A 25,465-nucleotide genomic window follows, 5' to 3' on the forward strand; every position below is an offset into this window, starting at 1 on the left:
CCCCGTCCTTTCGCTTACAGCTCCAGCTGGTACAGCTCGATCAGATTGTCGCGGAAGATCCGGTCCGCGAAGCGCATCGCGTCCTTCTCCTTCATCGCGCCTTCGGCGATCTTCTCCGCCAGCGCGTCCGCGACGATGCCCCGCGCGAGCTTCAGGTGCGCGTACGTGCCTTCGACGTAATTGTAATCGCCGCCGAAGCCCTGAATTTTCGTCTGCGGCACCATTTCGATCATTTGGTGCAAAATTCCTTTCGCCGCCGTCGGCGAAATGATGTACGTCCACGTAAAATCCGTGTACACGTTCGGATAATTCTTGGCGATGCTGAGGTACGCCTCGTGGTACGGGAAGCCGCAGTGCAGCAGGACGAACTTCGCGTCCTGGTATTCCGCCAGCAGCGGGAGCAGCAGCGACGCGTTCGAATTCGGAATCAAGTTCCCGTTGCTCGATACGCTCGTCTCGTGATGCCCCGTGTGAATCTGGATCGGCAGCTCGTACGCGGTAGAACGCTGGATGACGAAATGAATGAGGTAATCCTGCAGCGGTTCCGACTCCGCCTGCGACAGCCCGTCCTCGAGCGTGCGGCCGATCAGCCGGTTGAATACGGCTTCGGCTTCCTGGAAGGTCGGCTTCGAACTGGCCAGCGAGCGCCAGTAGGCGTGGCCGAGCTTCGTTGCCACCATGCCTTCCGATTTGAATCTATGCAATAAGGCATCCACCGCGTCCAGATAGGCCGGGAACGTATGTACGTTCGCGCCGGCGCTGCGTTCCACGTCGCGGATGTCCTTTCGATTTCGCAATTTAAAGGTGAAATCCATGAACATGATCGGGCGGAACCGTTCATAGTCCAGCTTCGTCGTCTGAATGAGCGTGAACGCCAGGTCGATGCCCGATTTCTCGTACAGCACCTTGTCGTACCAGCCCGGATCGTGCGTCGCCGCTTTGACTTTCTCGTTGACGGCCAGAATGCCGGGAACGCTCCAATCGTGAAATCCGTACAGATCCTCCATCGCGGTCCGGAACATCCGCGCGTACGTCGTGTTGCTCGTCCGCTCCCAATGCCGCAGGAACGTCGCCGCCCGCTCTTCGTCGGTGCCGGCTTTCCGGCCCAGCGCGCCGCGCGCCATGCCGGCCGTGATCAGGTCGGAGTCCAAATAATGCATCAGCGAGAAAAAGTCCTGGTTTTCGTGCTTGCGGATTAGCGGGGTCGCCAGATGTTCATGTCCGTCGATGATCCGAAGTTGCTTTACGTATTCATGAATGCTGCTCATCGGGCCGATTCTCCTTCCAAAAATGGGCGACTGCCTCTCGGGGAGAAGCAGCCGCGCCTTGTGCTGACCGATTAGTCTACGTTCAGTTCGGGGAACGTGTTTTTCACTTCTTTCTTGAACGCGCTCACGACGTCGTCGAAGCTCTTGTTGTTCGTCACGCCGTCGCCGGCGGCTTTTCTCCACTTGCTGAGGATGTCCTCGCCGTATTTGTCGGCTTTGATCGCCGGCATTTGCTTGACGGATTCATAGTACGGCTTCAGGATGTTCTGATCGCCGAAGAAGGCGGATTTGTACGTCTCGAGGTTCGTTTCGTACACCTTGCCGTTGCCCGGCATGTTGCCCGTCTTCTCGAGGTTGTGCTGCTGCCATTCTTCGCCCGCGATGTACTTGATGAATTCGTACGCCAGGTCTTTGTTGTCCGATTTGTCGTAGATGCCGCGGTACGTGCCCCCGACGTAGAAGCCTTCCGGCGTTTTGGCGACGCCGTATTTGCCGTTCGCCTTGTTGTCCTTGTTGTCGATCATGAAGCCGGCCCATGCCGGCATCGACGTCAGGACGACGCTGCCGTCGTTCAGCGCGTTGCCCCAGCCCGCCGACATGAACGGAAGCTTGGCGTCGACGTTGTTTTGGCGGATTTTTACTTGCGCGTCGTAGACCGTCTGCCATTTCGGATCGATGTTCAGCTTGCCGTCCTTGACCCACGGCTCCGTGTTGTACGCTTCGATGTCGAACAGGTCGCCGGAGTTTTGGATCAGATGCTCTTTGCCGCCGCTGTCCGTCGCGACTTTCTTGCCGAGTTCGACGATTTTATCCCACGAGCTGACCATGTCGCCGATTTTGTCCGGGTCGTCCGTGCCGAGGTATTTCTTCGCCACTTCCTTCTGGTACCAGAAGCCGCCCGGCGAAGAGTGGTCGGAAATCGCGCGCAGCTTGCCGTCGGTCGAGCGACCCAGCTCTTGTACGTATGGAATGTAGTCCTTCACCAGATCGTCGCCGCCCATCGCGGACAGGTCGGTCAGGAATTTGGAGTCGATGAACTTGCCGATGTAGCCGCGCTCGAGGTCGAAAATGTCGGGCACGTCCCTGCCGGATTGCAGCGCCGTCAGCAGCTTCGTTTGGTACTGGTCGCCCGGGAACATTTTGACGTCGACCGTCACGCCCGGATTTTTCGCATGGAACTGGTCGGCCATGTCTTTGACTTGATCGAAGAACGTCCAGATGACGAGCTTGCCGGACAATTCCTTCGTGCCGCCGTTCGCCGCGCCCGCGTTCGTGCCGCCGTTGTTGGTCGCGCCGCCGTTCGCTTCTCCCGCCGCGTTGCCGCCGTTGTTGGCGTTGCCGCCGTTGCCGCAGCCCGCGAGCAGGCCGGCAGCCAGTACGACCGATGTCGTCATCGTCAGCCATTTTTTCGTTTTCAAAACCGATCTCCCCTTTTTCATGGTTTCCTTGAGACGTTTGAAATGCGTGAAATGCGTACCCCTAGATTGCGCGTTCGCTTCTGACCGTTCCGGTCATGCATGCCCGATCGGCGGCATCACCTCTTTCGATGGAATTCGGTTCGGATCAGCCTTTGACCGCGCCTGCCGCGACGCCGTCGATGATCCGCTTCGACATGAACGAGAAGAACACGAGCACCGGCACGACGGCGATGACGATGCCGACGTACTGCGCGCCGAAATCGGAGGTGAACTGCGATTTCAAACTCGCGATCATGACCGGGAGCGTTTGCAGATTGTTGTCGAACAGGATGATCATCGGGGTGAGGAAGTCGTTCCATTTGCCGATGAAGGCGAAGATGCCCAAGGTCGCCAGCGCCGGACTCATGATCGGCAGCACGATCCGGTTGAAGATCTGCAGCTCGCCGTAGCCGTCCATCCGGCCGGATTCGATGATCTCCGTCGGCACCGACGAATCCGCGAACTGGCGCATCAGGAAGATCCCGAAGGCGTTGTGGATCGCCGGCAGAATCAGCGGCCAGTAGGTGTTGAGCATGTTAAAGGAATCCATCAGCTTGTAGAAGCCGATGATGCCGAGCTGTCCCGGGATCATCATCGTGCCGAGCACGAACAGGAACAGCAAGCCGCGGTACTTGAAGTTGTATTTCGAGAAGCCGTAGCCGGCGAGCGCCGCGAAATACACGTTGATGATCGTCGATATGACCGTCAGGAAGACCGTATTGCCGAAGCCGCGCCAGATGTTGACCGTGTCCTTCAGCCGGTTGTAGTTGTCGATGAACTGGTCGCCCGGGACGAGCAGCAGCTTCCGCGCGATATCCGAGTTCGTGTGCGTCGACGTGATGATCATGCTGTAGAACGGAATCAGACAGGTCGCCGCCACGGCGATCAGAAACAAGTACAGGATTCCTCTTGTGATGGCTTTAGCCATATGCTTCGCCTCCTTAATCCTTCAGCCGCGAGGCCCGGGCGGTAATTGCCGTGAAAACCATGACGACGAAGAAAATGCCGTACGCGACCGCTGCGCCGTAGCTGTAATCGAAGTTTTTGAATGCCGTCTCGTACAAGTACATGACCATCGTCCGCGCGGTGTTGTCCGGGCCGTCGCCCAGCATGAGGGGCGCGTCGAACAGCTGCAGGCCGCCGATGACGGACGTGATGAAGATGAACAGGAACACCGGACGCAGCAGCGGCAGCGTAATGTAGAGCGCCGTCTGCGTCTTCGAGGCGCCGTCGATCTCCGCCGCTTCGTACACTTCGTTCGGAATGCCCTGCAGGCCGGCGATGAAGACGATCATGTTGAAGCCGAAGTACTGCCAGCAGATGACCGCCGAAGCGATGAGCCGCGACCACCACGGGCTGTTGAACCAGTTGATGGGATCGTGCACGATGCCGAGGTCCATGAGCACCTTGTTGATGCTGCCCGTCTGCCAGTCGAACATGAGGCTGAAGATGACGCCGAGCGTGACGGGCGTAATGATGTGCGGGAAGAAGTAGACCGCCCGGAAGAAATGCTTGCCCCGGATGAATTTCTCGTTCAGGATCAGCGCCAGCAGCAGCGCGAGGATCAGCTGCGGCGTGTTCGAGAGCACCCAGATGATCAGCGTGTTCCAGATCGTCTGGTAGAAGAACGTATCGTGCAGCAGCCGCGTGTAATTCGCGAAGCCCACGTAGACGGGGTCGGTGAAACCGTCCCACTTCATGAAGCTTAAGTACAAGGTATACAGAATCGGCGCCAAACCGAATACGGCGAATCCGATGAAGAAAGGCGCGACGAAGAAATAGCCGTAGTACGATTTGTTAACCTTGGAGCCCATTCGACCTCACCTCTTTTCTATAATTTTCCGCACGAATCGCGAATTATGAGCGTCGGCTTTAACAGATAATGGTTGTCTCCGTCGTCCTCCGCGTTCCCGTCGATTTTCCGGAAAAGTCCCTGCGCCGCCTTCATGCCGATGTCTTGAAACGGCTGCCGCACGGTCGTCAGCGACGGATACACCCATTCGGAAATCGTGATATCGTCGAAGCCGACGACCGACATCCGCTTCGGCACGTTCAGACCGTGCTCCTGCGTGGCCCGCAGCGCCCCGATCGCCGTCTCGTCGTTCGACGCGACGACGGCGGTGAAGCCGTCCGCCTGCAGCAGCTTCTTCATGGCTTGATAGCCGCCCTGGTTGCTCCAGTCCGACTGCACGACCCACTCCGGGTTGTGCTTCAAACCGAGATGCTCCATCGCCTGCAGGTAACCTTTGAAGCGGTACTTGTTCGCCGCCGCGTGGTCCGGGCCGGAGATGTACGCGATGTTCCGGTGCCCGAGGCCGTGCAGGTATTCGACGATCTCGTACACGCCCGCCGCGTTGTCCACGTCGACGGAGAAGATGCCGTCCATCTCGCCGTGGTCGCCGACGAGCGCGATCGGGTAGCTGGAGCTCCGGATCTGCTCCAGGTCCTGCTTCGCCCGCTTTTGGAAGCTGACGAGGATGATGCCGTCGACCTGGCCTTCGTACAGCAGGTTCAGGAACGAAATTTCGTTCTCGTAGTTCGACGTCCAGCTGAGAAAGATGCAGTTATAGCCTTTCATATTCGCAACCGTCTCGATCCCGCGGATAATGCCGGAATAGAAGATGTTGGAGATGTTGTCGACCACGACCGCGATGCTGTTCGTCCGGTCGAGCACGAGCCGGCGCGCGTTGGCGTTGCGGTGGAAGTTCAATTCTTTGATCGCTTTTTCCAACGCTTCCTGCGTCTCTTTTTTCACTTGCTGTCCGTTCAAATAGCGGGAAACGGTGCTCTTCGACGTCCCCGCCAGCCGTGCTACGTCATGAATTGTCGGCCCCACTTGCGATCACTCTTTTCTGTTATCGTTTCCCGTTTGCGCCATTTGCTTCCGAGGTGTTTGGGAACGTTCCCATTTTAGCAAATAATACCGGTGCCGCGATAGGGTTTCTTCGGAAACCCTACATTCGGGAACGTTCCCAATCTTGTCGGAACGACCGCTCTCATCCCTGGATGTCGGGCATCGCTGCCCTGGAACCTGGAATCAATCTCCCCGAAAGGAAGAGAGAAACGAGTCGCCAATGTTTCCTTCTGGTTTTGGGAACGTTCCCAAAAGACGCAAAAAATAAAATCTCTCCTTGCAGCCGAGAATCGGAATGTCCGCAACCGAATTGCCGCGTTTGCACAAACGGCTTCGTTCGTTTTGGGAACGTTCCAATTTCGATAAGTCAAAGAAGTGATGTGTCAATAGTAGCGCTTTCAGCAAACGGTGTCAACCCATGTCGATACATTGGAATCATTCCAGTTTACATCCGGTTTTTCATTCCGTTTCGCCGGACTTCCGTTCCCGGCTGCCTTCTCCGCATGCAAAAAAGCGCGATCGCCGATTGCTCGGAAACCCCGCCGTTATTGGAGTAAATGGTGCTGGTGAAGGGAATTGAACCCCCGGCCTACGCATTACGAGTGCGTTGCTCTACCCCTGAGCTACACCAGCTTGTACAACCTCGTTCGCTTGAGGCGACTTTTATAATATACCGCAGTAGTGTGAAGGAGTCAATGCTTTTTAAAAAATATTTTTCCGCCCTTCCGTCAGGCGTCCTGCGACCTCGCTTCCGCCCCTTCTTGCGCCCGGGAGGGCGACTCCCCGCCGGCCTGCGCGGCCGCCGGAAGCCGCAGCGTAAATCGGCTGCCCTCGCCCTTCCGGCTTTCGAGCGAAAGCGTGCCGCCCAACAGCCGCGCGAGCTGCAGGCTGATGGACAGCCCGAGCCCCGTGCCGCCGTACTTGCGGCTGATGGAGCCGTCCTCCTGCCGGAACGCCTCGAAGATGAGCTGCTGCTTCTCCTCGTCGATGCCGATGCCCGTATCCGCGATGGAGAACGAGATCCGCATCGGCGGAATCATGCGCACGGCCGGCCGGCCCCAGGCTCCGGGATACCAGTTCCGCAGCCGGCGCTTCCGGAGCGCGGACGGCTCGATCGGCATGCCGCCTTCCGCCTTGACGACGATCCGCACGCCGCCCGTCTCCGTGAATTTGAACGCGTTGGCGAGCAGATTGCGCAGGATTTGGTTGACCCGCAGCGCATCGGTCTGAATCGCCTCCGGCACCAGCGGGCCCATCTCGATCTCGAACGCCAGGTTCTTCTGCGCCGCGATGGGCAGAAATTGCTGGTAGAGCGTCTGCACGAGCTCCTGGGTCGAATGCGGTTCGATGTTGATGTCCATCTTGCCCGCCTCCACCTTGGAGAGGTCCAATATATCGTTGATCAGCTGCAGCAGGTCGTTGCCCGCCGCGTTGATCAGCTCCGCGTATCCGGCTTCCTCCCCGGCATCCTCGCCGCGGTCTCCGCGCTCCTCTTCGCTCTCCTTGAGCAGCTGGGAAAGCATGATGATGCTGTTCAGCGGCGTCTTCAGCTCGTGCGACATGTTCGCGAGGAACTCCGACTTGTACTTGTTCGCGAGCATCAGCTCGCGCGCCTTCGCCTCCACGTCGCGCTTCGCCGCCCGCAGCTCGCGGGTTTGCCGGCGGAGCAGCATGTTCATTTTGCGAAGCTCGTCCACCCGCTGCTGCTCCTTCTGAAAGTCGCGGATGATGAACACAAACAGCGCGCTCAGCAGAATCCGCAGCGGGAACGAATACAAGCCGTAATTCAGCCAAAATTGCTTTGCCGTCACGTCCGGGGACGCCATGACGACCAGCGTCGCGTTGAGGGCGAAGAGCACGTTGACGAAGCCGAGCGCGAAAGCGCTCTTCGCGAAGAAGGTCCACGGCTTGGCGTGCAGCCATTTGGTCAGCCACATGGACAGAACGCCAAGGACGACCATGTTCAGACAGGCGCCGATCGCCGTCTGATCGAAGCCCATCAGCAGCCGGCCGATGCCGATGCCGAGCCCGATCATGAGGATCGCCGGCGGACTCGGGAATACGAGCACGGCGACGACGATCGGCAGAAACCGCAAATCCAGCACGAGCATGCCGTCGGTCTTCAAGCCGAACGCCATCGCGAGCCAGCCGCCGAGAATGAACACGGCGACGGTGATGCCGTATTTGACCCGGGCGGGCGCGTATTGAAACAGGTACCGGTACCCGAGATCGAATAAGTACGCCAACGCGATCAGCAGGCTGATGTTGGCGAATAACGCTTTAGCAAAGACGAATGTCAAGTCGTTGATCCCCCCGCATTCCATTTCCCGTCATTACCCGTTCCTTCCCGACTTGAAGCAGAGCGGATAAACTTTCCGGCATTCCGCGCATAATACCACTACGCCGCGGGCGCGGGTCGTCGGCGGAATGCGGATATCGATGCTTTGCGCGCGGCAATCCGCCTTGTTTTTAAAACCTGTTAGAAAAGGGTAAGCAAAACAAACAACCGGCTCATGTTCATTTTATAAGGGACTAAGATTCGCCTTGTACAATGGCATCATTAAAGAGGAGGTGCACTTCCCGTGACCAGAGTCATTACCTTCAAAAACCGTTCCGTCCCGGTACATTATCCATCCGAGCAGCTTTCGTACATGGAGCTGCTGCAAAATAAATTGCAGGAAATGGAATACAACTTCGATTTTCGGAAGAAGTGGAAACGCATCAAGTCCGTGGAAATGATCCGCGACGTCGCGATTCTGCAATACAGCGACGGTACCAAGCTTTACCTGGAAGTGTGCTGATTAGACCTCCCTTGTCCTCTTGAGCGACCGAAACCCGCAAAAAAAGGCAGCCCGCGCACGCGAACCCGGCCCGAACGGCCGCGGCCCGCTTGCGCGCAGGCTGCCTTTGTTGTTGCCGACGCGCTTGATTGCGCGTTCGCGCCGGCCGCGCCCGCGCACGCGCGCTGCGCCCGAGCCGCCCATCGCCGCATCGCCGGCTCCAAGCGCTCGCCCGCGGCGCCGAAGAGCTCCCGCGCCGCCCGCAGCAGCGGCGGGCCGACCGCCCCCTCGTCCAGCGGTCCGGCGAGCAAATAGCCCTGGAAGAAGTCGTAGCCCCATTCCCGCAGCAGACGGAGCTGCTCCGTCGTCTCGCCGCCCTCGGCGACGACCTCGAAGCCGCTTCAGCCGTCGCGCGATCTGCCGCAGCGCCTCGTCCCCGAAGGCCGTCCCCTTCGTCTCGTTGACGATGTAGAAGCGGTCCACGTCCACGAGCGCCGCCACGACGCGCCGCCCCGTCTGCCTGGCCAGCACGACCGCGCGCGCGAGCATCGCGAAAGCCGCCTTCCGCCCCGGCACCCCCGTCGAGGAATCGACCACTTCGCCGAGCGCCGGCGCTCCCTTCCGCGTGATGAACGTCGTGCCGCTACCGTAATCCTGTTCGTTCATAACCGATCCTCCACGCCGCCATTGGTCCTAGTCTCTTCATCTCGTAAATAGGTAAATTTTCGCATAAAACGATTAGAAAAGAAACAGGCGGGTATGAGCGCGGCGTTAGCTTCTTCACCCGGCCCGGCCCCAAACGGGTTCGGCGCGCAAACAAAAAGCCCCTTCCGCCGGCCAAGCCGGCGAATAGGAGCTGTTAGGAAAGTATTAGTGCGGCGCTTCCACTTCGGTCACGTATTTGTATCCGACGCCCCATACGGTGCGGATGTAATGCGGTTCCTTGGGGTTCTTCTCGATCTTGCGGCGCAGGTTCACGATATGCACGTCGATGGCGCGGTCCGTCACGAAGGAGTCGAAGCCGCGGATGGCGTTGATCAGGTCCTCGCGGGTGAACACTTTCCCGGGATGGGACAGGAACAGCTTCATGATCTCGAATTCGGAAAACGTGGTCTCGACGAAGCCGCCGCGAACGAGGAGCAGCCTGCGCTCGGCATCCAGCTTGATCTCCTTCTCGGCATCGGGCCCGCCCTCTTCCGGGCGCTCGCCCGCCGCGCCGGCCTGCATCAGCCGCGACCGGCGGATCAGCGCCTCGACGCGGGCGCTCAGCTCGTGCATGCTGAACGGCTTGCATAAGTAATCGTCCGCGCCGGCGCGCAGCGCCTGCACCCGCTCGGAAACCTCCGATTTCATCGATACGATCATGATCGGCACGGAGGATTGCCGGCGCATCCGGATGCACAGCTCGGTGCCGTCCCAGTCGGGCAGCATCAGGTCGAGCAGCACGACGTCCGGGTCGAACGACGCGAGCAGCTTCAGGCCTTGTTCGCCGTTCTCCGCTTGTTTGATTTCGTAACCTTCGCCAGACATGTACATGGACAGCATCTCGCTCATCATCTTATCGTCTTCGATCACCAGGAGCTTGTACATGACGCCTCACCTCGTGAAGGGGCCCGTCCGTTCGACGCCGTTCGCGGCGCCGCTGGCTCCGGACGAACCTGGATTCCTCTTAACTATACAATAGGAAGATCCACCCAACAATAGAATGTTAGAAAATTGTTAGGATTCGCTGTCGAAATCCGGCATGACGCCGGCCAATTCCGACAAGAGTCCGCGCAGCGTTTCGTCCGCTTCGGCCGCCGCTTCCGCGAGCGCGCCGCCCGGCGTGCCGTCCCCCGCTTCCTTGAGCCGCGTCTCGAGCCGCCGCGCGGCTTCGAACAGCCCTTCCGCGGACAGATTGCCGGCTACGCCCTTCAGCGTGTGCGCCATCCGCCGGGCGCCGGCGTAATCCCCGGCCGCGAGCGCGGCCGCCAGCCGTTCGCCGAAGCCGCGGTATTCCCGGACGAAGAGCGTCAGCATATGCGTCAGAATCGCCCGCTTGCCCCCGACCCGCCGCAGCGCCTCGCCCAGCCGCATCCCCGGCACGCCCCGGTCCAACCAGGCGTCAGGCGCTGGCGGCGCCGGCACGTACGCGGCGTTCGCCGCTTCCCGCTCCTTCGGCCCGGCCTTGGCCGCCTCGGTGCCCGGCTCCTTGCCGGGACGCAGCCATTTGCCGATGGCCGCCGTCAGCTCCTCGGGATCGATCGGCTTCGTCAGCACGTCGTTCATGCCGAGCTGCATGTACCGGTCATGGTCTTCCCGCATGATGTTCGCCGTCAGCGCGATGATCGGCATGCGGTCGTACTTGGAATCGAGCCGAATGATGCGCGCGGCCTCGTCGCCGTCCATGTCCGGCATATGGATGTCCATCAGAATGAGGTCGTAGCGCTTCTCCGTCAGCATCCGCAGCGCCTCCGTCCCGCTCCGCGCCACGTCCACCCGGTACGCGCCGGCCCGCAGCTGCTCGACCGCGACGATCCGGTTGACGTCGTTGTCCTCCGCGAGCAGGATCGTGCCCGCCGGCGATTCCGGCGCCTCCGCGGCGGCCGCGGCTTCCCGCGCGCCTGCCTCCGCGTCCCGCGCCGGCCGGTCGAACAGCGTCTGCAGCGCCCGGTGCGCGCCGACGCGCGTGACCGGTTTGACGAGGATGGCGTCGGGCCGCTGCTCCTGCGGCAGCTTCAGCAATTCCTCCCGGCCGAACGCGGTCGTGAGCGCGACCGTCAGGACGCCCGCCTCCTGCGCCGCTTCGCGCATGGCATGCCAGGTCTCCTCCGCGTACATGTCCGGCATCTCGAAGTCCAGCAGCAGCGCGGACGGCCGGACGCCGATTCCGGAGCGCGCCAGCCGCTCCCGGGCGGTCTTCCACGAGCCGAGCGGGACCGGCGTCAAGCCGCCGTCCTCGATGACGGCGCATAGCAGGCCGCTCATAAGCGGATGGTCCTCCACGACCCAGACGGAGCCTTCCGCGTCCGCCCGGATCGCGAAGCGGCCGGCGCGCGGCGGCTCGGCCACGGCGAGGTCGAGCGCGAAGGAGAACGCGCTTCCCCGGCCAAGCTCGCTGCGGACGCGGACGTCGCCGCCCATCAGCTCCACGAGCCGCTTCACGATGACGAGCCCGAGACCCGTTCCGCCGTACTTGCGGTTCGTCTCCGCGTCCGCCTGCACGAACGGCTCGAACAGCCGGCCGAGCTGCTCCTCCGTCATGCCGATGCCGGTGTCCTCCACGGAGAACGCGATGCGGACGCGCCCTTCTTCCGCGGCCATGCCCTCCGGCAGCGCGAGCCGCAGCCGGACGTAGCCCCGCTCCGTGAATTTGATCGCGTTCACGCACAGATTGAGCAGCACCTGCTCGATGCGCAGCCAGTCGCCCACGACCCGCTCCGGCAGCCCGGTCGGCGTCTCGGCGACGAATTGGAACCGCTCCTTGCCGCCGACGAACACGCTCAGCGTCTCCGCCAGCTTCTGGACGAGCTCGTACGGATCGAACGGCTTCTCGTTCAGCTCGATGCGGCCGGCCTCGACTTTGGAGAAATCCAGAATGTCGTTGATGATGGCGAGCAGCGCCTGGGACGAATCCCGCGTCTTGCGCAGATAATCCCGCTGCAGCGGCGTCAGGCCGGTCTTCTGCATAAGTCCCGTCAAGCCGATGATGCCGGCGAGCGGCGTGCGGATCTCATGGCTGATCTGCGCCAGGAACTGGCTCTTCGCCACGTTCGCGCTCTCCGCGTCGCGCTTGGCCTGCTCCAGCTCGGACTGGACGCGCTTCGCCTCCGTGATGTCCCGCGCGATGCAAGAGTAGAACGTCTCGCCGGTATCGTCGTCGCGATGGACGACCAGGATCTTGGATACCGGGAAAAACACGCCCTGCAGCGTGCGCAGCAGCGCCTCCTTCTCCCGGTAGCCCGCCTCCCGCGCGTCCTCGATGCCGTCGAGCAGCTCCCGGACCGTGCGCTTCGGCACCTCGTCCACGCTCATGCCGTACGGCCGCATGCCCAGCATCGCCCGGCCCGCCTCGTTCATATAGAGCAGCTTGCCCGCTTCGTCGAACGTGGCGATCAGATCCTTCGCCGCGCCCATCACCTTCAGCTGCCGGTTGCGCGCGTTCTCCGCTTGCTTCTGTCCGGTGATGTCCCGCGCGATGCCGACGACGCCGACGAAGCGGCCTTCGCGGTCGCGCATGCCGTTCGAGCTGTGCGCGACGGGGAAGCGCGTGCCGTCCTTGCGCACGTAGTTCCATTCCCGCTCGTACGCGAAATGATCCTTGCGCAGCAGCTCGAACACCGTGATGTCCGGCGGGACCGGCCGGCCGTACCGCCCGCTCAGCCGTTCCGCCTCCCGGACGATGTCCTCCGGCGCGACGAAGGCGAGCCCCGTCGCCTTGTAGAGCACCTCCTCCGCCGCGTAGCCGAGCATGCGCTCCGCCGCCTTGCTGAAGTAAGTGACCCGGTACTGGCTGTCGAGCACGATGAACGCGAACTGGTTCTGGTTGATCATGGCGTCCATTTGACTGAACATGCCGTTCAGCCGCAGCTTCATCTGGTTGACGGACTTGGACAATTGCGACAGCTCGTCGCCGCCCGCGTCCCGGACGTCGTTCACGTCGAACCGCCCGGCCGCGGCCGCCTCGGTGACGGCGAGAATCCGCTTGATCCGCCCGATGGCGCGGTACGAGAAGAGGAAGAAGAGAATCGTGAGGATCGCCTCGGCGGCGGCGATGGACAGGATGGACCGCCACTTGATCGCCGCGAGCGGGGCTTCGATCTCCCGCAGCGGCACGTTCAGGGCGAGATGCCAGCTCGTGCCCTCCACCGCCGCGTAGAACAGCATCGAACCGCCGGCGGAGCCGCCGCTCAGCCGGGCCGTGCCGTACGGATTCCGCAGCATGTCCCGCGCGACGGGCGCGAAGGGCAGCTCCGGCGAAGCGAGCGACGACGACGGCCGGAGCGCGCCGGCCGCCGGCGGCGCCTCGATGACCGCGGCGCCGTCGTTGTACACGAACGCGTGGTCCGTTCGGCCGACGCGGACGTTCAGCTGCTCCCGGAACACCCGTTCCGCGGGGATTGCCGCGTCGACGAGGCCGATGATGGCGTTGTCGCGTCCGTAGACGGGAATTTGAATGACGACGATGCCGCCGCCGCCGTATTTGCCGACGAAGGGGTCGGTGACGATCGCTTTGCCCCGGATCGCCGCCGGGAAGGACGGCTCGTCCCCGATCTCGATGACCGAGCCGTCGCTCAGCTCGGCGCGCCCCGTCTTGTCGGCGAAGCCGATCGTGCGGAAGGGCGAAGCGGAGCGCCCGATCTCGCCGCGAAAATACGCGAGGCGCTCCGCGGAGGAACCGAACCGCACCTGGTCGGTGCGGCTCATGACCTCCACCTCGGCGCGCCGGGTTTCGATCCAGGACGCCAGGCTGCCCGCGGCGTTTTGCACCTTCGTGCCGGCTTTGTCGACGAGCGCTTCCATGATGGCGCGCTTGGCCGCGGCGTAATTGCCGTAGCCGACGACCGACAGCACGCCGGTCGTGACGAACAGGATCAGGACAAGCACTTTCGTCCGGAGCGAAAAGGTACCCACGGCAAAAAACCTCCCGTACAATAGGTCGTATCGGCCCTATTATACCTTGGGAGGGAAACGCTTCATAGGCTGGCTAGTTCAGGAAAAGCCGGGGGGAGCGTCCGCGGGCGCGGACGCTCAGGCTTCCGGCCGCGCCTTCGCGCGCGTCCGGTGTATGTAGTAATGCTTCGAGCAATACCCCTTGCTCAAGGAAGGCTTGGCGCAGTTGACCCACTTGCACGGGGTCGGCTCCGCGGCCCGTCGGACCTTGGTGACGCCCGGATCGCCGTGTCTCCTCCAGCGCTGATGATGCATCGCACACATCCGCTTCGCTTTTACAGGTTTACGGCAAGCATCGACGGTACACAATTCCATCCGGCTTCGTCCTCTCGGTGTAGGAGTCTCTGGTGCGCGATAGATTATCATTATGAGGGATCGAATCGGCTTTGAAAAGCCTTCAATGCCGCAAATTTCCTGGAAATTTCAACACGTTAGCGGACTGAAACCCAACATGCGGAAATGCAGGGGGTTCCCTTGAAATATTCCGCGCGCCGGACGTTTCCCGCCGCCCCTCGAGGGGGATCGGACGGACATGCGGGCATCTAATCCTTCAGAACTAAAAGCAAAAAAAAACGCTTTCTTATTTTTTGTGTTCGTCCCGGTTGAAAAGTCGGATAACGCCTCTTATACTGTTCTATAAACCAGCTTAGTTACAGATTGAGAGGGAATGCCTTTGACGCTGACTACCGCTGTCTTCCAAAACTTAAAAACGCCGCTGGCCGTCGTCGTCGGCCAGGACGACGACTGCCACTTCAACCTGGCCAACAAAGCCTTTTCCAGGCTGGTCGGGTGCTCGGGCGACGTCCTCGAAGGGCTCCCGCCGGACAGGGTGTTCTCGGAATGGAGCAGCAGCGCGCTCCGCTCGGACGACCGCCATGAGACGTCCCTGCTCCGGTCCTGGTCCGACGACGATCCGCTGCGGCTCGTGCTGACCTGCGAAGCGATCGCCGGCGCGGACGAACCGGCCTTCCTGCTGACCGTCGAGGACATCAGCGCCAAATCGTGGATCGATCGCATGGCGGCCTCCGGGCAGGTGCTGTTATCCGGAATTCTGAACGAACGGCTCGTGGTCGAACGCTATTACAAACACTACCCTGCGCCCGTCGTGGACCGCTTGTTCTCCGTGGAAGAGGAATCGCTCAGCCGGTTCTTCCACGACAGCGAGCGCGAACGCATCCTCGCTTCGCTGAAACACGCCGCCTTCCATCGCCGCACCGAACATCTCATCGTCCATACCAAGAGGTTGGCCGAATCCGTCCAGCTGGAGCTCCAGATCACGTACCGCCCGTTCTTCCACGGAGACGGAACCCTGAAGTGCATCGCCTTCATCGCCACGGACATCCGCTCGCTCGCCGAAACCGAAGCCGCCGCTTTGGACCCTTCCGTTACCTTGAAAGTGCTGATGGCCCGCAAGTACATGTCCGCCCAGCAGCTCTCGTCCGCAACCGGCATCTCGCTTCAAACCATCTCGAAGCTGCGCAACGGCAAGATCGGCCGGCCGCAGCGACAGACCACGCTGCTCATCGCCAAAGCCTTGGAAGTCGCGCCGCAGGACATCTGGCCGTAAACCCGAAAATACCCTCAGAACGCAAAAACCGCGGGACTTTGCGCCCTCGCGGTTTAGTGCATTAAAGCATTGCCAGATAAACGGAACGGTGCGTTGCAGTAGCGCCGGAGGAACGGGGAAGTGCGCCACAGCAGCGCACGGTTAAACCCCCTTACTGCGCCTCCTTGCGCACGAGGCGCAGCGTGCGGCTGCTGGCGGCGATCTCGGCGAAAAACCCGGCGTCCTCCGCCGCGAGCCGCTGCCATGCCCTCACGCTGGCCGGACAAAAATGGACGCCGCTCCCCCCGGCGATGATGGCCATCGCCTCCTCGTGCGACATCGCCTGCCGGTACGAACGGGACGACGTCAGGGCGTCGTAGACGTCGGCCACGGCGGTAATGCGCGCGAGCAGCGGAATCTCCTCGCCCTTCAGCCGGTCGGGATAGCCGGTGCCGTCCCATTTCTCGTGGTGGGAACGGATCACGGACAGCTCGTCGGCCAGGAAGCCGAGCTGCTTGCACATGTCGTAGCCCGAGACGGGATGCCGCTCGATGACGAGCCGCTCTTCCGCCGTCAGCTTGCCGGCCTTGTTCAGGATGGCGTCCGGGACCCGCAGCTTGCCGACGTCGTGGACGACGCCGCCCTGCGCGATGGCGCGCAGCTCGTCCTTCGAGAGCTGCATCTCCTCGCCGAGCCGCAGCGCGTAGAGCGCGACGCGGTTGTTGTGCCCCGCCGTGTAGGCGTCCCGCGCCTCCGTCGCCATGATGAGCGCCTTCACGCTCGGCGTCTTGCACGCCTCGAGCCAGGCGCGCGGATCGGCCTGGAACAGCACGCGCAGCGACGAGCTGAAGGAGCCTTGGGAGAAATACTGCCGGATCAGCCCGACGAGCATGACCAGCATGGAGGCGAGCAGCAGCAGATGGTACAGCCACCAGCTGAGCCGCCACATCGTCCCGGCCACGATGATGTACTGCGCCGCGAGGATGAGGCTGACGCTGTAGACGATCGCCCGCTGCAGCGGGAAGCCGGCATGCCGGTACGATTGCCAGTAGCGGTACATCGTCCACAGGCAGGCCGCGCAGGTCAGCGTCACGGCCGCCCATTTGTACGGCCCGTCGCCGCCGAGCGGAATCATGGTCATGTCGTGCGGCATCCGCAGCGTGAAGGCCGCCAGCCCTCCCAGCAGGAGCAGCCAAACGGGGATGAGCCATTCGCGCCATCTGGACAGCCGCCGGATGAGCCCATGGTCGGAGGACACCGCCGACAAGCACAGCCACAGGGACGTCAGCAGGATGCTGAGCTGGGCGAACATGGCCGGCAGGTTGCCGGTATGGATGACGAAGCCCGGCGTCGTCAGGCCGTGCAGGAGGAAGATGCCGGCCAGCGACAAATAGCCGAGCGCCATGAAGCCGACCTTGATGTTGCGGAGCCGGTGGCCCGCGATGCCCACGGCGATCGCGACGATCGTGGCGAGCGCCGCGACCGCCGTCACGAAGTAGAAATGTCCCTGCGGCGCCTTCAGCGCGACGTCGGCCGCCGCGTCCGAGCGGAACCATTCGAACAGGACGACCGGAAGAACGGCGGCCAATATCGGGCCGATGACGGCGGTGCGTTTAACCTGCATGATCCAAAATCCTCTCCCTTGTCCAATCGGTCCCCTCTGTCCGGCCTAGCCGACTTGAATTCGCGAACGCGCAGCCCGCAGGCAGAGTGAAGTTGTTGGCGTTATGAGGCTTCGCCGCCGCGAATTCCCGCGACGGCGCCTCCTTCAGAATATCGGTTTTCCGCCGGGCAAAATGTAGTTCCAAAGACGCAAAAAGGGCCTTGCCCGCCGCGAGGACGGGGCAAAGCCCGGAAGGGTCTCCATTATCGCCGGCCGACGTCGAGATCGCCCGAGCCCGTGCGGACCTGCGCGCGGACGGACCCGCTTCCGAACACGAGACGGTGCGCGCCGTCGTCGTCCGTGGAGCCCTTGGCGCCGTCCCAATCGTTGTCGAGATCGCCCGAGCCGCTGCTGTACGCGATCTCCGCGTCCGCCGGCTGCTCGTCGGTCATGATGTCGACGTCGCCGCTGCCCGTCCGGAGCGTCATGGGCCGGCTCAGCGTCCGCTGCTCCGCGGAAATATCGCCGCTGCCCGTCTGCACCTTCAGCTCCGCGTCGGCGTCGGCCAGGTCCACGTCGCCGCTCTTCACGTCCACGCTCAGCAGCTTCGTCTTCGCGCCGCTGACGGTCACGTCGCCGGAAGCCGCCTTGACCGTCAAGGCGTCATCCGCCGTGACGTCCTCGAAATGCAGGTTCCCGCTGCCGATGGATACGGTGACCGCCTTCGCCTGCACCCGGCTGATGTCGACGTCGCCGGAGCCGCCCTTCAGCTCGGCCGTATCGACCTGCACGCCGTCGACGGCGATGTCCCCGCTGCCGGTGTTCATCGTCAGCCGCTCGTACGTCCGCTTCGGCAGCTCGAGCTTGAGATTCAGGCTCAGGATATTGAAGCCGAATTGGAAGCCGGCATGATCCTGAAAGCCGACCTTCAGCGTGTCGCCGTCCTTCTCGAGCTTCAGCTCCAGCTTGGCGAGGTACTTCTTGCTGGCGCGGCCCGTCAGGCTCGCCTTCGCTTCCGTTCCCTCGCCGGGCACGATCTTCACGTCGACGCTGCCCGTCTTGAGCTCGACGGCGCGAATGCCGTCCGCCGCGACCGCCTGCTCGCGCTCGACCTTCTCCGTGCCGAACGCGTAATTCCCGCTCGCGCCCAAGGTACCGAACGTGCCGATCAGGCCGACGACCAGCAAAATGAGGCCGATAACGATCCAGTTTCTCATTTTCTCACCCTTATCACTCTGGAATTGAACTTCAAATATTGCAGCGTCAGCTTGGCGAATGCCCGGGTCAGCCAGTGCGCGCCCGCCCCGAGCAGCATGCCGAGGCCGATCAAGGCGAGGGCGACGAACGACGCCTCCATGCCCGTGAACGCGCCGCCGAACAGCCCTTCGTACATGACGGCGAGCGAGGAAAGCCCGACGCCGATCGCGGCGGCCCAGATGCCGGCCAGCACGCCCAGCAGCCCGACGAACGGCCCCAGCACGAAGATCAGATTGAAGAAGCCGAGGCTGACCGCCGCGAATACCGCGCGCGAGACGAGCGTAATGCTGCCGCGCTTGCCGTCCGCCTGCTCCACGCGGTAGTTCAGCAGCAGCTCCTTCGCGATGATCCGGGGATCGCCGAGCTCGCGGGCCGCGTCCGCCTCGCTCCGTCCGTGCTCCGCCGATACGCGGAAATGCTCTTCGTAATCGTACAGCCACTCCCGCCGGAGCTTCTCCGGCACGGGCGCGAGCAGCTCCCGCAGCTGGCCCAAATACTGCTCTCTGATCATCGCTCTACACCTTCCTTAATGAGTTCGTCCACGGCGACGGAGAAGCTCCGCCATTCGCGGATCAGCCCCATCAGATGCGAATGCCCCTGCGGCGTCAGCTTGTAGTACTTGCGGGGCGGTCCCTCGCTTGATTCCTTGAGGTACGTGGAGAAGAAGCCCTCCTGCGTCAGCCGGTTCAACAGCGGATAGACGCTGCCGACCGCGACCTCGAATTTCGACGACATCGTCACGGCCAGCTCGTAGCCGTACCGGTCCTCCCATGCGGTCAGAGCCAGCACGCACAAATCGAGCACGCCTTTCTTGAATTGCACGTTCATTCGCAGCGCCCCTATTTGTTATCGTTGAGTATTAATCAATGCAGAATAGCCGGCCAAAAAAAGAAGCGGCTATCCGCGTTACAGCTATACTATATCATCAGCTATTCAACAATGCAATATACCTGATTGGAAAATCTCGCCAATTGGTCGAAAATGATTCGTCTTCCCTGGCTGCCGCAGGACGAGGCCGCTGCGGGGGCCGCAAGACGAGGCCGCTGCGGGGGCCGCAAGACGCTGCTCCTTCGGTCCGCTTTAGAACAAGCGGCGCGATATGGTATGATTTTCGTATCCCGACCGATATGAATGGAGGCCAATTACGCATGAATCACCAGAATCGCTATGAAGTCGCGCGCCGCGAGGACGCTTATCCGCTGTACACGCTGAAGGACGCCGAGACGGGCTCTTCGGTCACGATTTGTCCGGAACGCGGAGCCATCGCCATCGGCTGCACGCTTCGCGGCACCGAGCTCTTCTATCTCGACCGGGCGACGTTCGAGGATCCGCAGGCGAATATCCGCGGCGGCAATCCCGTGCTGTTCCCGATCTGCGGCCAGCTCGTCGGCGGCAAATTCGAATGGGAAGGCCGCGAGTACGCGATGCGCAACCACGGCGTCGCCCGCAACCGCCCGTGGGACGTCGTGTCGACGTCCGAGGAAGGCGAAGCGGCGCTGACGGTCCGGCTGCGCAGCGACGAGAGCACGCTGGCGGAATTCCCGTTCGCCTTCGAGCTGCAGTTCACCTACGCGCTGCGGGACGGCGAACTCCATATCCGCCAGACGTACCGCAACCTGTCGGACCGCGGCATGCCGTTCTACGCGGGCTTCCACCCGTATTTCCGCACGGAAAACAAGGATCTCGCCTACGAGACGGACGCGACGAAATACCTCGACTACAACGACAACGCCGTCAAGCCGATCGACGGCCCCGTGCGGTTGACGGGCTTGAAGGAATCCGTCGCCCTGCTCGACGCTTCGGAGCGCCGGATCGCCTTCCCGGGACCGGACGGCGGCACCGTCGTCCTGACGTACAGCGACGCGTTCCGTTACGTCGTGCTGTGGCAGGTGAACGGCTCGCCGTTCGTCTGCGTCGAGCCGTGGATGGCGCTGAACGCCGCGCTGAACACGCGCGACGGCCTGCCGGAGCTGGAAGCGGGCGGCACGCTCGAGCTGGAGGTCGCGATCGGCTACGCGCGGTAAGCGCGGCGCGGCCGCGCGAACGCGGCGGCTAGACCGCGCCGCGGCGGCCGCGGACGGCTTCGCTCGCGAGGCGGCCGGTCGGGCTGCCGTCGTCGGGCCGGGGCCGCGGAATCGTTTGAATCGCTGATTATAGGGAGAGAGGGCGAATCGGACATGGCGGAGGACTGGGAAGTAACGCAAACGCGCCGCGTTGACGGGCAGGACAAATCGAACGAGGCGGCCCGGCGCGGCGGGCGGGAAGGCCGAACGGAGCGGGGGAACCGGCAGGATGGCGGCCGGTCGGCCGGACCGGCGATGCGCAGGCGCATGGGGGCTTCGGATCTGGAGCTGTCCCCGCTCGGCCTCGGCTGCTGGCAGTTCAGCAAGGGCAGCGGGCTGGTCGGCAAGTTCTGGCCCGCCTTGGACGACGCCGACATCGCGTCGATCGTGCGCATCAGCCTCGCGGGCGGCATCAATTGGTTCGATACCGCCGAGGTGTACGGCGGCGGCCGCTCCGAGGAGGCGCTGGCCGACGCGCTGAACGCGATCGGCGCCACGCCCGAGGACGCGCGCGTCGCGACGAAATGGTGGCCGGTCCTGCGGACGGCGGACGGCATTCCGCGCACGATCGGCGAACGCGAGCGCCGGCTGAAGGGGTGGCCGATCGCTCTGTACCAGGTGCATCAGCCGTTCTCCTTCTCCTCGGCGACCGCCGAAATGAACGAGATGGCGAAGCTGGCGAAAGCCGGACGCATCCGGCACGTCGGCGTCAGCAACTTCTCGGCGGCGAAAATGCGCGAGGCCGACCGGGCGCTGCGCGCGCACGGCCTGCGCCTGACGTCCAACCAGGTCAAGTACAGCCTGCTCGACCGGCGCATCGAGCAAAACGGCGTCCTGGAGACCGCCAAGGAGCTCGGCGTCGCCATCATCGCCTATTCGCCGCTCGAGCAAGGGCTGCTGAGCGGCAAGTTCCACCGCGATCCCGGGCTGGTCAAGCGCCTCTCGGGACCGCGCCGGTTCTCGCCCGGCTTCCGGGCCGCCGGCCTGCAGCGGACGCTGCCGCTGATCGACCGGCTCGAGGAGCTGGCCGCGAAGTACGGCGCGTCGCCGAGCCAGGTGGCGCTCAACTGGCTCATTCACGCGAACGGCGAGACGGTCTTCGCCATCCCCGGCGCCTCCAAGCCGCGTCACGCGGAGGAGAACGTCCGCGCGATGACGTTCGCGCTGGACGCGGACGAGCTGCGCGAGCTCGCGGAGCTGTCGGCGCTGTGCGGGCGGCGGTAAGGGCGCCTCGGCGGCGGCTGGATTGGGCGGCGGGCAGGCGAGCTGCGATATAGCGCGGTTTCGTCTCCGCGCCGAGTCGCAGCGCGAATAGCCATCCTCGGCAGCGGCCGGGGATGGCTTTTTTGCGCGCTCGGGCCGGCGCGGGCGTCACGCCTTTCGTCCTCCGCGAACGCCGGACGGACGGGAAGCGGACGAGGCGCGCACCGGTTGTCCGATGCGCGCCTCGTGCCTTCAAGCCCGGCTTACCCTTTCACGCCCGTCGTCACGATCCCTTCGACGATGAAGCGCTGTCCCAAGAAGTAGATGACCAGCACGGGAAGCAGGATGAGGAGCGCCGCCGCGGTCGTGACCGACTGCAGCACCAGCTTCGAGCCGTTCTGCGTGTAGCTGATCGTGCTGAGCGCGGTCGCGAGCGGGTAATGGTCCTGCTTGAGGAACATGAACGGACCGATGAAGTCGCCCCACGACCCTTGGAAGTTCATGATCGCGACGGTCGCCACGACCGGCAGCGACATCGGCAGGAAGATGTTCCAGTACGTCCGCAGGATCGAGCAGCCGTCGATGCGCGCCGCCTCCTCGAGCTCCTTCGGCACCGAGGCGAAGAACTGCCGGTACAGGAAGATGTAGAAGGCGTTGCCCCCGATGCCCCAGAACACCCACGGCCAGAACGTATCGAGCAGGCCGTAATTGTGGAACAGGATGTACTGCGGGATCTGCGTCACGATGCCCGGCAGCATCATCGTCGACAGCACGATCATGAACAGCGCGTTGCGCCCCGGCGCGACGATCCGCGCGAAGGCGTACCCGACGAGACCGCTCGTGAAGGTCGAGGTGCAGAGCGTGATCGCGAGCAGAATGAGCGAGTTCCGGGCGAATTTCCAGAAGTCGATCATGGTTACCGCGTACTTGAAGTTTTCCGGGTGAAAGCCCGCCGGCAGCAGGCCCGGCGTCGTATTCCAGGCGCTGAACGCGTTGACGACCGCCAGGTACATCGGGAACAAGAAGACGGCGGAGAACAGTACCAGCGCCGCGTACAGCGGGACGCTTCCTTTTTGCGATTGCGTATTCACGTCCTATCACTCCTGATCCGTTTCGTAATGAACCCAGTATTTGCTCGTCGTGAAGACGATGACCGACAGCGCCAGAATCGCCAGGAACAGGATCCACAGCAGCGCCATGCCGTAGGCGAACCGCTGGAAGGCGAAGATCTGCTGGAAGGCGTGCACGAAATACAGGTAGTTCGGCTGGATCGGACGCGCGAGCAGCTCCGTGCCGTTCAGCAGGATCGGCTGCATGTAGATTTGGAGCGAGCCGATGATGCCCATGATGACGTTGAAGAAGATCACCGGCGTCATGAGCGGCAGCGTCAGGTAGATCGTCCGCTTGATCGGGGTCGCGCCGTCGATGGAAGCCGCCTCGTATAGATCCCGCGGGATGCCCTTCAGTCCCGCCAGATTGATCAACACGCCGCCGCCTGCGCCCCACAGAAGCAAGATGAGCAGGGACGTCGTGGCATAGTCGTAGCCAAGCCAGTTCACTTCCGGCAGTCCGATCAATTTCAAGATGCCGTTCAGAATGCCGTTGTTGCTGGAGAAGATGACCTTCCACATGATGACGCTGGCCAGCGCCGGCACGATGGACGGGAGATAGAAGATCGTCCGGTAGACGCTGACGCCGCGCACCTGCCGGTTCAGCAGCAGCGCGAGGCCGAGGCCGATCGCCACGCTGAGCGGGACGTTGAAGGCCGTGACGTAGAGCGTCCGGCCGAGGGAGTACATGGCATCGGAATCCGTGAACGCTTTATGGTAGTTTTGCAGGCCCATCCATTTCAAATGCTTGATGTTGAAGCCGTAGTAGTTCGTAAAGCTGAGGTACAGCCCGTACAGCATCGGGTAGAGCCCGAAAATGATGAACACGACGAACCACGGCGAGATCATCGAATAGAACGCGATCGTACGCTTCGTCTTCTCCTTCATGCTTTCCACTCCTTTATGCGAAGAAAGGAGAGTTCCGCTGGGAACTCTCCCCGGTAGGCGTTACTGCGAGGCTTCGGATTACTGCGAGGCTTCGACGGCGTCCTTCGCTTCCTGGATGGCGACGTTCGCGTCCTTGGTCATGCCGCCGATCGCTTCGTCCAGGCTCGATTTGCCGAAGTAGAGGGGCTGCACGTACTTGTCGAAGATCGACCAGCCGCCGCCCGCGAGGTACGGGTTGACTTTGAGGTATTGGCTCGTGTAGTTCAGCTCGTCTTGGAGCACCGCGTTGACTTGCTTGTCGAAGTCCGTGTCCTTCGGCAGGAGGTCCATCTTGCTCTTGAAGATCGGCAGGCCCCAGCCGGTCGAGGCGCGGTCGTCGGCCGGCTTGCCGCCGAAGAACCATTCGAAGAACGTCCACGCTTCGTCGGGATGCTTCGACGCTTTGTTGATGATCGCGCCGGTCGCGCCGCCCGTCGGCGCCACGCGCGCGCCGTTCGGCGCCGTCGGCGTCGGCAGCATGCCGTAGTCGGCCAGATGCGTCTTCGCGGTTTCGTTGCTCCGGATCGCGCCGCTGTACCAGTAGCCGTCGATGATCATCGCGACTTGATCCTTGAAGAACAGGTCGCCGCCGGACGTCTGGTCGTTGTTGACGGAGTTCGGTCCGACGTTGTTCTTCACCGCGTCGACCCACAGGTTGATGTAGTCCTTCACCGCCGGCTGGTTGAAGTCGACGGAGGCGCCGTCCGCCGCGCTGACGTCGACGCCCGCGCTCAGCAGGTATTGGAGCATGTTGTTGAAGTTCGGCTCGGTCTTGCCCCATTCGTTGGCGGCCAGGCCGTACTGCTTCACTTTGTCGCCGTCCTTGATCGTCAGCTTCTTCGCCAGGTCCATGACCTCCGGCCACGTGAGCGGCTTCGTCGGATCCGGCACCGGCACGCCGGCGGCGTCGAACAGCTTCTTGTTGTAGAAGATGGCGTAGTCGTTGGACCAATCCTTCGGCAGGCCGTAAATCGGGCCGGCGCCGACCGTCTTGCCGTCGAAGCGGAACACGTTCGTGATCGGCAGCAGGTCGTCCTGCTTGATGACGGCGCTCGTGTTCATGCGGTCCGTCAGGTCGAGCGCGATGCCCTTGATGACGTAGTTCGGCAGGTCGAACACCCCGGAGAGGCGGATGACGTCCGGCGCGTCGCCGGTCGCGAGCTCCGCGGCCAGCTTGGTCGCGTCGACCGTTTCGATCTCGACCTTGATGTTCGGATGCTCTTTCTCGAATTCGGCGATTTGGTCCTTGGACAGCTCGCCGTCCGTGATGTTCGTGCGGATCGTGACCACCTCGCCGCTGCTCGCGCCGCCGCCGTTGCCCGCCGCCGCGTTGCCGCCGGCGTTGCCGCCGTCCGCCCCGTCGTTCGTCGTCGCGGCGTTGCCGCCGTTATTCGTTGCGGCATTGCCCCCGTTGTCGCCGTTGTTGCTGCCGCAGCCCGAAAGCACGACGGCCGCGGCCGTGACCGCCGTCAGCATGATGGACCATTTTCTCAAGTTCTTTTCCCCCTCGGAGAAGTAATGATGATGGTTTCTTGCTGCATTAAGGATAGCATGGGAAATGAAAGCGTTTGTATACGAGAATCCTCCAATTTTACGGGGTAATCATACGGTGTTCGGGCGGGCTTTTGCGGGAGATTCGACCCGGCGCCGGCCAACCGAAAGCGGCTGTCCGCCGGTCCTCTCGGAGCCGCGGACAGCCGCTGCGTTTACTTCCGGTATGCCCGGACGTCGTCGATGTCCCCGTCG

20 protein-coding genes and 1 tRNA gene are annotated in these 25,465 nt (G+C 62.6%); 4 read left to right on the plus strand and 17 right to left on the minus strand.

The genetic code is table 11. The features are described 5' to 3' along the window. Nucleotides 1-14: 14 nt before the first annotated feature. From BMZ79_RS09795 to BMZ79_RS09825, 7 genes are all read right to left on the minus strand, one after another. Nucleotides 15-1,268, minus strand: coding sequence for an amidohydrolase family protein (locus tag BMZ79_RS09795; RefSeq protein ID WP_090639222.1), 1,254 nt, complete (start codon nucleotides 1,266-1,268; stop codon nucleotides 15-17). A 71-nt stretch (nucleotides 1,269-1,339) separates the two neighbouring features. Then, complete coding sequence (locus BMZ79_RS09800) at nucleotides 1,340-2,686, minus strand: ABC transporter substrate-binding protein (protein ID WP_143088921.1); 1,347 nt, start codon at nucleotides 2,684-2,686, stop codon at nucleotides 1,340-1,342. A gap of 145 nt (nucleotides 2,687-2,831) precedes the next feature. Then, a complete protein-coding gene (locus BMZ79_RS09805) occupies nucleotides 2,832-3,653 on the minus strand; it encodes a carbohydrate ABC transporter permease (RefSeq protein WP_090639227.1) in 822 nt (273 codons plus the stop codon). 13 nt (nucleotides 3,654-3,666) lie between these two features. Beyond that, nucleotides 3,667-4,539 carry a carbohydrate ABC transporter permease gene (locus BMZ79_RS09810; protein WP_090639229.1) on the minus strand — a complete coding sequence of 291 codons (873 nt, stop codon included), beginning with the start codon at nucleotides 4,537-4,539 and terminating at the stop codon, nucleotides 3,667-3,669. A gap of 17 nt (nucleotides 4,540-4,556) precedes the next feature. Further along, on the minus strand, nucleotides 4,557-5,561 hold the full coding sequence (locus BMZ79_RS09815) for a LacI family DNA-binding transcriptional regulator (protein ID WP_090639231.1): 1,005 nt from the start codon (nucleotides 5,559-5,561) through the stop codon (nucleotides 4,557-4,559). A gap of 576 nt (nucleotides 5,562-6,137) precedes the next feature. Further along, nucleotides 6,138-6,212 (minus strand) — tRNA-Thr (locus tag BMZ79_RS09820). A 95-nt stretch (nucleotides 6,213-6,307) separates the two neighbouring features. Continuing rightward, complete coding sequence (locus tag BMZ79_RS09825; protein WP_177222080.1) at nucleotides 6,308-7,879, minus strand: sensor histidine kinase; 1,572 nt, start codon at nucleotides 7,877-7,879, stop codon at nucleotides 6,308-6,310. 282 nt (nucleotides 7,880-8,161) lie between these two features. On the opposite strand from BMZ79_RS09825, the gene BMZ79_RS09830 reads away from it, so the two are divergent. After that, nucleotides 8,162-8,380: a hypothetical protein gene (locus tag BMZ79_RS09830; protein ID WP_090639236.1), complete on the plus strand. Its 219-nt coding sequence runs from the start codon at nucleotides 8,162-8,164 to the stop codon at nucleotides 8,378-8,380. Here the strand turns inward: BMZ79_RS09830 and BMZ79_RS09835 are convergent, their stop codons facing one another. From BMZ79_RS09835 to BMZ79_RS09845, 3 genes are all read right to left on the minus strand, one after another. Continuing rightward, nucleotides 8,381-9,025 carry a diguanylate cyclase domain-containing protein gene (locus tag BMZ79_RS09835; RefSeq protein ID WP_090639237.1) on the minus strand — a complete coding sequence of 215 codons (645 nt, stop codon included), beginning with the start codon at nucleotides 9,023-9,025 and terminating at the stop codon, nucleotides 8,381-8,383. 204 nt (nucleotides 9,026-9,229) lie between these two features. Beyond that, nucleotides 9,230-9,949 (minus strand): response regulator transcription factor, encoded by a 720-nt coding sequence (locus BMZ79_RS09840; RefSeq protein ID WP_090639239.1) that lies wholly within the window; start codon nucleotides 9,947-9,949, stop codon nucleotides 9,230-9,232. Nucleotides 9,950-10,078: 129 nt separating this feature from the next. Next, the gene (locus BMZ79_RS09845) at nucleotides 10,079-13,972 is read right to left on the minus strand and encodes a response regulator (protein WP_090639241.1); all 3,894 of its coding nucleotides are present in this window, start codon (nucleotides 13,970-13,972) and stop codon (nucleotides 10,079-10,081) included. A gap of 712 nt (nucleotides 13,973-14,684) precedes the next feature. Here BMZ79_RS09845 and BMZ79_RS09855 point away from each other — a divergent pair. After that, nucleotides 14,685-15,578: a helix-turn-helix domain-containing protein gene (locus BMZ79_RS09855; protein ID WP_177222081.1), complete on the plus strand. Its 894-nt coding sequence runs from the start codon at nucleotides 14,685-14,687 to the stop codon at nucleotides 15,576-15,578. 151 nt (nucleotides 15,579-15,729) lie between these two features. Here the strand turns inward: BMZ79_RS09855 and BMZ79_RS09860 are convergent, their stop codons facing one another. The 4 genes from BMZ79_RS09860 to BMZ79_RS09875 all read right to left on the minus strand — a co-directional run bounded on the left by BMZ79_RS09860 (nucleotide 15,730) and on the right by BMZ79_RS09875 (nucleotide 19,245). Next, complete coding sequence (locus tag BMZ79_RS09860) at nucleotides 15,730-17,181, minus strand: HD-GYP domain-containing protein (protein WP_090639248.1); 1,452 nt, start codon at nucleotides 17,179-17,181, stop codon at nucleotides 15,730-15,732. 242 nt (nucleotides 17,182-17,423) lie between these two features. Continuing rightward, nucleotides 17,424-18,377 carry a DUF4097 family beta strand repeat-containing protein gene (locus tag BMZ79_RS09865; protein ID WP_090639249.1) on the minus strand — a complete coding sequence of 318 codons (954 nt, stop codon included), beginning with the start codon at nucleotides 18,375-18,377 and terminating at the stop codon, nucleotides 17,424-17,426. Beyond that, the gene (locus BMZ79_RS09870; RefSeq protein WP_090639251.1) at nucleotides 18,374-18,928 is read right to left on the minus strand and encodes an HAAS signaling domain-containing protein; all 555 of its coding nucleotides are present in this window, start codon (nucleotides 18,926-18,928) and stop codon (nucleotides 18,374-18,376) included. Before BMZ79_RS09870 ends, BMZ79_RS09865 begins: the two co-directional genes overlap by 4 nt. After that, nucleotides 18,925-19,245 (minus strand): PadR family transcriptional regulator, encoded by a 321-nt coding sequence (locus tag BMZ79_RS09875; RefSeq protein WP_090639252.1) that lies wholly within the window; start codon nucleotides 19,243-19,245, stop codon nucleotides 18,925-18,927. Before BMZ79_RS09875 ends, BMZ79_RS09870 begins: the two co-directional genes overlap by 4 nt. A gap of 320 nt (nucleotides 19,246-19,565) precedes the next feature. On the opposite strand from BMZ79_RS09875, the gene BMZ79_RS09880 reads away from it, so the two are divergent. Then, nucleotides 19,566-20,441 carry an aldose epimerase family protein gene (locus tag BMZ79_RS09880; protein WP_090639254.1) on the plus strand — a complete coding sequence of 292 codons (876 nt, stop codon included), beginning with the start codon at nucleotides 19,566-19,568 and terminating at the stop codon, nucleotides 20,439-20,441. A 294-nt stretch (nucleotides 20,442-20,735) separates the two neighbouring features. Beyond that, nucleotides 20,736-21,704: an aldo/keto reductase gene (locus BMZ79_RS09885; protein ID WP_090640151.1), complete on the plus strand. Its 969-nt coding sequence runs from the start codon at nucleotides 20,736-20,738 to the stop codon at nucleotides 21,702-21,704. A gap of 242 nt (nucleotides 21,705-21,946) precedes the next feature. Here BMZ79_RS09885 and BMZ79_RS09890 read toward each other — a convergent pair whose 3' ends face one another. From BMZ79_RS09890 to BMZ79_RS09900, 3 genes are all read right to left on the minus strand, one after another. Then, nucleotides 21,947-22,774 carry a carbohydrate ABC transporter permease gene (locus BMZ79_RS09890; protein WP_090639257.1) on the minus strand — a complete coding sequence of 276 codons (828 nt, stop codon included), beginning with the start codon at nucleotides 22,772-22,774 and terminating at the stop codon, nucleotides 21,947-21,949. 6 nt (nucleotides 22,775-22,780) lie between these two features. After that, complete coding sequence (locus BMZ79_RS09895; RefSeq protein WP_090639259.1) at nucleotides 22,781-23,680, minus strand: carbohydrate ABC transporter permease; 900 nt, start codon at nucleotides 23,678-23,680, stop codon at nucleotides 22,781-22,783. Nucleotides 23,681-23,758: 78 nt separating this feature from the next. Then, nucleotides 23,759-25,213, minus strand: coding sequence for an ABC transporter substrate-binding protein (locus BMZ79_RS09900; RefSeq protein WP_090639261.1), 1,455 nt, complete (start codon nucleotides 25,211-25,213; stop codon nucleotides 23,759-23,761). Nucleotides 25,214-25,465: the final 252 nt, after the last annotated feature.

The organism is Paenibacillus sp. UNC496MF, assembly GCF_900113915.1.
In the GTDB taxonomy this organism is placed as follows: Bacteria; Bacillota; Bacilli; order Paenibacillales; family Paenibacillaceae; genus Paenibacillus_Z; species Paenibacillus_Z artemisiicola.

Bases quoted from the DNA above. Each gene is read 5' to 3' on its own strand.
- BMZ79_RS09795 (WP_090639222.1), bottom strand. From the start codon at position 1,268: ATGAGCAGCATTCATGAATACGTAAAGCAACTTCGGATCATCGACGGA.
- BMZ79_RS09805 (WP_090639227.1), bottom strand. From the start codon at position 3,653: ATGGCTAAAGCCATCACAAGAGGAATCCTGTACTTGTTTCTGATCGCC.
- BMZ79_RS09810 (WP_090639229.1), bottom strand. From the start codon at position 4,539: ATGGGCTCCAAGGTTAACAAATCGTACTACGGCTATTTCTTCGTCGCG.
- BMZ79_RS09835 (WP_090639237.1), bottom strand. From the start codon at position 9,025: ATGAACGAACAGGATTACGGTAGCGGCACGACGTTCATCACGCGGAAG.
- BMZ79_RS09840 (WP_090639239.1), bottom strand. From the start codon at position 9,949: ATGTACAAGCTCCTGGTGATCGAAGACGATAAGATGATGAGCGAGATG.
- BMZ79_RS09860 (WP_090639248.1), bottom strand. From the start codon at position 17,181: ATGCAGGTTAAACGCACCGCCGTCATCGGCCCGATATTGGCCGCCGTT.
- BMZ79_RS09865 (WP_090639249.1), bottom strand. From the start codon at position 18,377: ATGAGAAACTGGATCGTTATCGGCCTCATTTTGCTGGTCGTCGGCCTG.
- BMZ79_RS09870 (WP_090639251.1), bottom strand. From the start codon at position 18,928: ATGATCAGAGAGCAGTATTTGGGCCAGCTGCGGGAGCTGCTCGCGCCC.
- BMZ79_RS09875 (WP_090639252.1), bottom strand. From the start codon at position 19,245: ATGAACGTGCAATTCAAGAAAGGCGTGCTCGATTTGTGCGTGCTGGCT.
- BMZ79_RS09880 (WP_090639254.1), top strand. From the start codon at position 19,566: ATGAATCACCAGAATCGCTATGAAGTCGCGCGCCGCGAGGACGCTTAT.
- BMZ79_RS09885 (WP_090640151.1), top strand. From the start codon at position 20,736: ATGCGCAGGCGCATGGGGGCTTCGGATCTGGAGCTGTCCCCGCTCGGC.
- BMZ79_RS09895 (WP_090639259.1), bottom strand. From the start codon at position 23,680: ATGAAGGAGAAGACGAAGCGTACGATCGCGTTCTATTCGATGATCTCG.